Genomic DNA, 8,033 nt, shown 5'->3' with positions numbered 1-8,033 from the left:
AATTAAGTATGTAATTAAAAAGATCTATTTCACTAGTTTTAAAAGTATGGGATTGGACAATTGATTCTCTAGATTGGAAATACAATAAATTACCCGTTGATGTAGCAGCTGCAAAGATTATTCAAAATGTCTTAGCAGGTGCGACATCCGCATACTTTTTCGGGAAAATGTTGCGCAAAGTAGGTTCATTTTCAACACTATCTCCTGGTTCACCGTAATCTTCAATGATGTAATATTCCTTATCTTTAATGTATATATTGAATATACGAATATATTGTGTTATAATGTGAATTAGAAACTCGCGTGTTTCAAATACAACATTTTTATCTTTTTGATGACCTCTTATCTTTCCGTAAGAGGTCCTTTTTTATCCCTCCGTATTGCATAGCCGCTAAAATGCTATGAAAAGATACTAGAGACTACTACAATGTGATATTCTCTAGTATTTTTTCTTTATCCATATTATCTATTGTTGGGTAATCGATGAATTATTAATTTTTGTATAATTTTCACAAAATAACTTTGAACCATTATTTATTTCAATATAAAATAATAAAGGTATATATATGAATAGGTATGTCCTTTTTATGTGATGATAATGCGAATTGAAGCGTAATACTGAAACGGTAAACGAGAAGAATCAGGGCCGAAACAGATAGTAAGGAGCAGACAATACTTATAATGAAAACGTTCATAATGGACTGTCTATGGATGGAGAAAAAATACGAAAAGATAAAAGGGGCAAATGAATATGAACAGAGCCTTTAAAGGTACCGTATTAGCAGGGATAAGTGTGGGTTTCTTGCTAGCTGGTTGTACAATAGAAACATATGTCCTAACGCAGTCCAGAATATAAGCAAGTAGATTAAGTATTCTAAGCAGATAAATGAAGACTATAGCGATGAAGAAATTGAAAGACAACTAAGAGGTATAGCATCCTGACTTTCTAAATAACATGAGTGTTTCTATAAAATGAATCCTTAGGAGGGCTATTGTGGAACCTTTAATCAATGTTATTTTATACTTTGTATTTTTATTTGGAGCACTGTTTCTTATACTGGGTACTGCATTGGTTTTATTAATCGTGGCTGCATTACCAGTAATCTGGAAGAAAAATCTATCATTCCTAATGATTAGCTTAGGTATAAATATACTTGTCATTCCATTGTCTTTTTTTATTGGCGGGATGGCAACAGATTCCCCTGGTAGTACGATGCACGATTTTTGGGAAGTATTTTTGTTTATTCAGATATTTCCGTTTCCCCTAGTACTGCTATCTTTAGTTTGGTGGCTTGTGCGTCGAAAAAAAGCAAAAGTTCATGTGTAGCGTTTTTAATGCAAATAAGCTGTCCGTTTGGGCAGCTTATTATATTTATTACTAAGCGTGATTATTTCCAAAATGAATGCAATACCACTATACAGTTAAATTGAAGGTGAAACATATTGAAATCTTATCAAACTTTAGCCCACTTGTATGCATTAGGACTAGGCTGCGGACTTTGGAATAGAGAGGAGGTTATTTCATGGTGCGATAGGTTGATTGAAGCAAATGATCACCCGCCATATGAAATTATGGAGATATCTTTAATGTCTAAAGCAAAGCTGATATATATAGAATCGGCTTTACTGTCATATAGCCGCATAGTTGATGAAAACCCCTCGGTAAACATCCTTCTTTCAGTCTTAAATGAAAAGTTAGTAGCTCAGAAATGGAATATTAAACAAGCTATTACTTGCTCTACTCGATTACTAGTAAATAGAGGCCTGTATTGGGAAGAAGAATATTTTGATTTATACAGCCTTAATGATAGCTATGACTTAGCACAGGAAGGTATCCATTTTAATGAAAAAGATGTGATTTCTGCTTATATCGATACATTAGGTGTTTTTCGCGTCCATTTTAACGAGTTTGAAGATCTCTATTTACAAGTCATGAAACAGAAGTGGCAAGGGTAGAAGGCAGGAAAAAGAATCATTGAATCGTAAGAGTTACTTCCTGTATTTATCACCAAATTTATCTAGCCAAGACAAATCTGTCTTCGTGTTGATGAATTTTTGTCTCTTAATAACTTAATGCTATCGTTGTTAATTTTTCCGACAGCAAGCAAAGTTAGCATGTTTAATGCATAATGAGACACCTGTAAATGAGCATTACTATTTAAATTTTTACCAGAGAGTAATTTAGTTAATTAGTAGAAAAAAGAAGGGGCCTATTTGGCTCCTTCCTTTTTCTCATACATACATAACGCTTGTTGACAACTTATGAAATAATAGCATTCATCGCTATTAAAATATAACATTAAAAGCAATTAATTAGATATGTAATTTTGCATATATTGTACTATTTCATGAATAGGAACAAAACTATTTATCTCTTTCTGTATGGAGACAAATAGATTTAGGTTTACTTAAGTTAAGAAGACCTGATCATTGATTACTGGTTAAACCATATTTCTACGTATTTGAAAAAAAATATTTTACTGGATTGCATGTTAAAGAGAGTGAGGACTTTATGAAATATAGGTTGTTCCTTGATTTCTTACTCGTGATTTTACTAGGAGGATGCATTGGAAAAGAAGTTACGTTATATACAATTTCAAAAGGGGATATTAGTCAGTGTATCCAAAGATGCGCTCCGCTTCCTGTTTCCTATCCTACTAAATTACCATTCCAAGCAAATTCCTTCTCTTTCAAACAATTCATCCATTAAATAAAGATAATTTGGCCATACGTATCGGAGGACATGAACCCTTTTTAATAAGATTTGGAATATATTTCAATATAATTCCGATACTATAACAGATCGAAAATTTCTCTATTGGAGGTATATAATGGCATATCCATTTCGTAACTTAGTATTTGAAGGTGGCGGGGTAAAGGGAAGCGCTTATATAGGTGCCATCCGTGCACTAAATGAAGAAGGGATTTTACCAGAAATACAACGATTTGGGGGTACTTCAGCAGGAGCGATTACTGCATTACTTTTAGGTCTTTCTATTCCATTCGCAGATCTTGTAAAAATCCACAAAGACATGAATTTCAAAGCGTTTAAAGATGATGATTTTTCTATTGTACAAGATAACATTCGTTTATTTTTTGATGGTTTTGGTATCTATAAAGGGGATTTCTTCACTGAGTGGGTAGGAAAGATTGTTGAAAAGTGGACAGGGAGTAAGGACACAACTTTTCAGCAGTTGTATGACAAAACAGGAAAAGACGTGTTTTTCCAAGGAACGAACGTTTCTACACACGAGCTTCGTACGTTCTCTCGCGAAACGACACCTGATGTCCCGTTAGTAGTTGCTGTGCGGATTTCGATGTCCATCCCATTCTTTTTTAAATCTGTGGAATGGGATAAAGATTATTATGTAGACGGAGGTGTACTCGATAACTACCCAATTCGTTTATTTGATCGGAAAAGTTTTGTGAATAAGGAAGAACACTTCACGACCACAGATACGATTGACGAGGTTAATAAACTGATAAGCAATATGGAGGATCATTCTACACTAAGAAGCTTACACACGAAATACAATGCATCTTTCTTTGATCCTACAGATGAAATTGTCTACAACAAAGAAACACTAGGTTTCCGTTTAGAATCTCAGGCCGAGGTTGCCATGTTAAAACATATCGCAACTTCAACAGAACATCATATTGGCCATTCTCTTATTCATTTTGCATGGAATTTGTCTCAAACCATGATCAAAGGTCATGAGAGTGGAAAAACAACCAAAGAAGATGCTGCCCGCACTGTATTTATCAATACATTCTTTACGCCGTCATTTAATTTCGATATCACAGAAGAAGAAAAGAAAACACTCATGAATTCAGGCTATACTTCTACTAAAGACTATCTACATCAGTTTAATACGTCTGAAGTAAAAATGTTTAATCGACCATAAAGCCGAGTGCAATGCACTTGGCTTTTTCTAATCGTCCTGTAAATTTTTTAGTAGCTAATAAAAATTCAAATAGACTATGCATAGAACAAGAGAGAGGAGATAACAGAAAGTAATAAATATAAGTTTTGATGACCTCTTATTTTGTAAAACTAGGGTGTAGAAAGGGTGAAACAGGTGGAGGAAAAACGAATTATGATTTATAAAATTTTTCGGCTAACACAGTACAAAAGAGAACCCTAAAACCGTGGATGGGAATGTATCAAAAAATGAATAGAGTAAAAAGGCGGATTTCTTGTGAAAGTAGGGATTTACTTTTTCTTTCTACTGATAATAAAGCGTTATGTAGACTGGAAATGTATAAGGTATTCATTGCTATTCCTCCAAAATGCTGATGTTACATCATATTAAAATAACCTCTAATTTAAGTATTGAAATTCTCTAAATCTCGATGTATTATATTCTTGTATTTTCTCACTTTGCAAATCCGAGAAAACATCATCACTTCTGAAAGAACCCGAACTCCAGCGGGTTCTTTGAATTTACTTGAACTTATTTTTGAATCATTGTATTATATTTCCGAGTCTTACTCATATAAATCATTATCAGGAGAATCTGCAAATTTGCAGGTTCTTTTTTATTTTATTGAAAGTAAAAATTTAGCCAGTCGTTTATTTTCATATTGTTGGTTTTTATACGTGTTTGGTAAAAATCAATGAGTTGCAAAAACATCTCTATTTTTATTCCATAACTTTCTAAATTTTGTTCGCGATAGTTTGATATTATAAAAAAAGGAAATATGTGGCACGACATCACTTTGTTTTTTATACAGCTTTGTAATTAAACTATAATATTGTATTTTTTCTTCATTATTGAAATTAGTAATAATAAAATGTATTATTGAAAAGCACAATTTATAATTCAAGTAATCAAGCATATGTACCCATAATAATTCGAACATTCAGAAATTATAATATTGTCTAAAAATGAGGTGAGATTCATAGAAACAGTACATATTAAGTGGTATGGCATGTATAGTATAAATGACTTTTATAATAGGGAAGAAGCTTCTAAGAAGGGGCTATTTGCAATCTCTAGAGTATATGCTAAGAATGTAACATTGCTCTATATAGGACAAACCAAAAGAAGCTTTATACAAAGGATAAGAGAACTTAATAAAGAGTGGACTTTTGAGGAGAGCGAATTAAAGATTACATTAGGAATAATAGAATTTCCTAGTGGTGAAATTTACTCTGAAAAGAAGGTGAAAGAGATAAAATCTCTTTTGATTTTACGACATACCCCATTAGAAAACGAAACATCTTTATTATACTATAGAGGGAAATTTAATTTAAAAATTATAAATAAGGGAAGAAGAGGCTTAATTGTTAAAAAGCTTTCTACAGGAGATCTAATGTGGACGTAATTGGAATCACCTTTGAATAAAATTGAAGGTTTCTTAAGTGCAGAAGCTTATCAATTTTTAATGTATTAAACTATTTTGAATAACATATGTCAGATGCTTGAAAAAACACAAATTTTATTATGATATGAAATCCTGTATGGAAAGTGTAGTTTATTTCTATTGTTTAATAAAAATATTAAGAATTTTAGGGATAATACATAAAGAGTAGAGGAGAAAGTAAACACGGAGGTTTGAAGAATGGGACAAGTAAGCAGATTTCAGGAAAAACAACAGAATCGTCGTCAAAAGGCAATTTTTAATATTGCATTTACTTTGGTATTAGTGACAGTTGGTATAGTGACATACCAATTGTTTACCCCTTCTAATATATCAACGAAAGCAATTGCTCAAGAAAAGAAAGTAACAAAGATAGAAGAGAAGAAAACTGAAGATAAAGAAACAGCAAAGATAGAAGAGAAGAAAACTGAAGATAAAGAAACAGCAAAGATAGAAGAGAAGAAAACTGAAGATAAAGAAACAGCAAAGATAGAAGAGAAGAAAACTGAAGGTAAAGAAGCAACAAAGATAGAAGAGAAGAAAACTGAAGATAAAGAAATAGCAAAGATAGAAGAAAAGAAAAGCGAAGATAAAGAAGCAGCACAGTTAGAAGGGAAACAAAAAGTAGAAAAAACGGTAAAAACGAACGGAAATGAAAATAAAGAGGAAGAAAAAACGGTATCTCAAGAAAAGGATCCTCAAACTAATCCTTCATGGAAGCCAATTGGTACAGAGCAAGGAGCAAAACCTGAAATGAAATTTAAAGAAGGAACAGTAGATTGGAGTGAGATGAAAAAAGCAATCTCTTATGCTGTTGATGTTCCGGAGAGCCAATTGATTTTCGATTTTATTGGAAATAATGGTAATAATAAAGCCTACGGTAATATACGAGATAAGCAAAGTAATAAAAAATATAAGGTTAATATTGATTGGGTAGAGAATCAAGGGTGGAAACCAGCATCTGTACAAGTGGTAAAATAAATAATTGAGATTAAAAAATCCAATATCCTTTAACTTTTAATTATTCCAGTAAAAGGCTAGAGATTAACTATTGAAATAGATAGTCTCCAGCCTTTTTTTATTAGTGGGGAGAAAAGGGTTTTATAAGGAGTGCTTAATATTCAATTATTTGTTAAATTATTATTCGAAATATATAATTAAATCTTATGGAAAAGTTGTAATATAAAGCACATAATATTTTTTTGAAATTCATTAATTTTAATATGAGGTGTAGAGAATGGGGAAATCTCGCGAACAAACAATTGAAAATATTTTAGAAGCGGCTAAGAAAAAATTTGGAGAGAGTGGATATGATGGTACAAGTATCCAAGAAATTGCAAAAGAAGCAAAGGTGAATGTTGCTATGGCTTCGTATTATTTTAACGGAAAAGAGAACCTTTACTTAGAGGTATTTAAAAAATATGGTTTTGCAAAAAAACTACCAAATTTTCTTGAAGAAACGCAGTATAATCCTAAAACTGCTCTAAGACAATATTTAACTTTCTTTATTGCACATATAAAACAACATCCTGAAATTGGAACGCTTGCATATGAGGCAATTATCAGAGAAAGTTCACAATTAGAAAAAATAAAACCATATATTATTGGGAATTTTGGACAATTAAAAGAAATCTTATTGGAAGGGAAAGAACAAGGAGTTTTTCATTTCTTTTCGACAAACCATGCTATTTATTGGATTACCTCCATAGTCTTATTTCCGAAATTTAAAAAGTTTATTGATTCGATGAATCAAAGTGATTCCGACGATATGCAAACAGAGTGGATAACAGATGATCTTGTAAACAGAATTATTTCTTCATTAATACATAATCCTACATTATAAAATATCCCTTATTTAAAAATGAATCTACAACTGATTCAATTTCCCGATTCATGAAATTACTAAAAAGTATTTGGAGTTATACCCACTAGTATTTCACATCCTTAAATAATTGTAAGTGCCATTATTTAGAATGTATCGGTATAAAAGTACATAATTCTTTTTTTAGATGATAAAAAATTAAAAACTGCTAGTGCCATATGTATGTGTTGAATAGGATTAGTTACGTTATAATTTGTAAGTTTATAAATTACATAGATAGAATTTTTAAATATTTTACATTTCTAAATAAAGTTAAAAATCCACATCTACAGAGGTATTGGTGGGTGTGGATTTTTTAGAGTAAGTGACTAAGATTTCTATGTCATAGGAGGGCTCTTAATACAGTATGCAAATCGTGAATTGTTTGTATACAAACATGAGGTAGTATCTCACTATATAGATATGCGATTAGGTATATTTTATTTGATGAATTATAACTATTTTCTCCAAATATCTAACGAGATCTTACTAGAGATATTGGATTCGTATAACGAATATGTAAATAAAAAATAAAAAAATTAAATAATTCATATGAAAGGATGGGAAGAAGAAAGTAATTTAATAATGTTACTTCTTGAATTATATTATCTATAAATACATGTAATGTAATATGAAATATTACATATTTAAATAATTACTGTATGTAAAATGTTATATTCTTTAATGGAATAAATAATTGGCGGAAAAATTCTGAATACAAATTTAAAATTTAATAAAATGTGGCTTGGGTTTGATACGTAGGAATTACCATTTGGAAGAATTCAAACAACGGGTCAACAAGAGGAAA

At 31.2% G+C, this 8,033-nt stretch carries 6 protein-coding genes and 2 pseudogenes; 7 read left to right on the top strand and 1 reads right to left on the bottom strand.

Annotated features, from left to right (window positions below; translation table 11 throughout):
* Window positions 1–38: 38 nt before the first annotated feature.
* Window positions 39–152: pseudogene (locus DN404_RS27380) on the top strand (polysaccharide deacetylase); the annotation flags it as partial.
* On the opposite strand, the pseudogene DN404_RS31090 reads toward DN404_RS27380, so the two are convergent.
* Window positions 140–247, bottom strand: a pseudogene (locus DN404_RS31090) (peptidase M56); the annotation flags it as partial. The pseudogenes DN404_RS27380 and DN404_RS31090 sit on opposite strands and share 13 nt — an antisense overlap.
* 747 nt (window positions 248–994) lie before the next feature.
* On the opposite strand from DN404_RS31090, the gene DN404_RS27370 reads away from it, so the two are divergent.
* From DN404_RS27370 to DN404_RS27330, 6 genes are all read left to right on the top strand, one after another.
* Window positions 995–1,327 (top strand): hypothetical protein, encoded by a 333-nt coding sequence (locus DN404_RS27370; protein WP_113304744.1) that lies wholly within the window; start codon window positions 995–997, stop codon window positions 1,325–1,327.
* A gap of 116 nt (window positions 1,328–1,443) precedes the next feature.
* Window positions 1,444–1,956, top strand: coding sequence for a hypothetical protein (locus DN404_RS27365; protein WP_000844534.1), 513 nt, complete (start codon window positions 1,444–1,446; stop codon window positions 1,954–1,956).
* 875 nt (window positions 1,957–2,831) lie between these two features.
* Window positions 2,832–3,905, top strand: a complete 1,074-nt coding sequence (locus DN404_RS27350) for a patatin-like phospholipase family protein (protein WP_025709603.1) — start codon at window positions 2,832–2,834, stop codon at window positions 3,903–3,905.
* 988 nt (window positions 3,906–4,893) lie between these two features.
* Window positions 4,894–5,328: a hypothetical protein gene (locus tag DN404_RS27340; RefSeq protein ID WP_025709602.1), complete on the top strand. Its 435-nt coding sequence runs from the start codon at window positions 4,894–4,896 to the stop codon at window positions 5,326–5,328.
* 237 nt (window positions 5,329–5,565) lie between these two features.
* Window positions 5,566–6,345 carry a YrrS family protein gene (locus DN404_RS27335; RefSeq protein WP_149215706.1) on the top strand — a complete coding sequence of 260 codons (780 nt, stop codon included), beginning with the start codon at window positions 5,566–5,568 and terminating at the stop codon, window positions 6,343–6,345.
* Window positions 6,346–6,601: 256 nt separating this feature from the next.
* Entirely contained in the window at window positions 6,602–7,207 is a 606-nt protein-coding gene (locus tag DN404_RS27330; protein WP_149215705.1) for a TetR/AcrR family transcriptional regulator, read from the top strand.
* The last annotated feature ends 826 nt before the right edge of the window (window positions 7,208–8,033 follow it).

This window comes from Bacillus sp. TE8-1, assembly GCF_008368855.1.
GTDB lineage: Bacteria > Bacillota > Bacilli > Bacillales > Bacillaceae_G > Bacillus_A > Bacillus_A cereus.
Note: the sequence above shows the minus strand (reverse complement) of the source record. Positions and strands in the feature narration are given on the sequence as shown.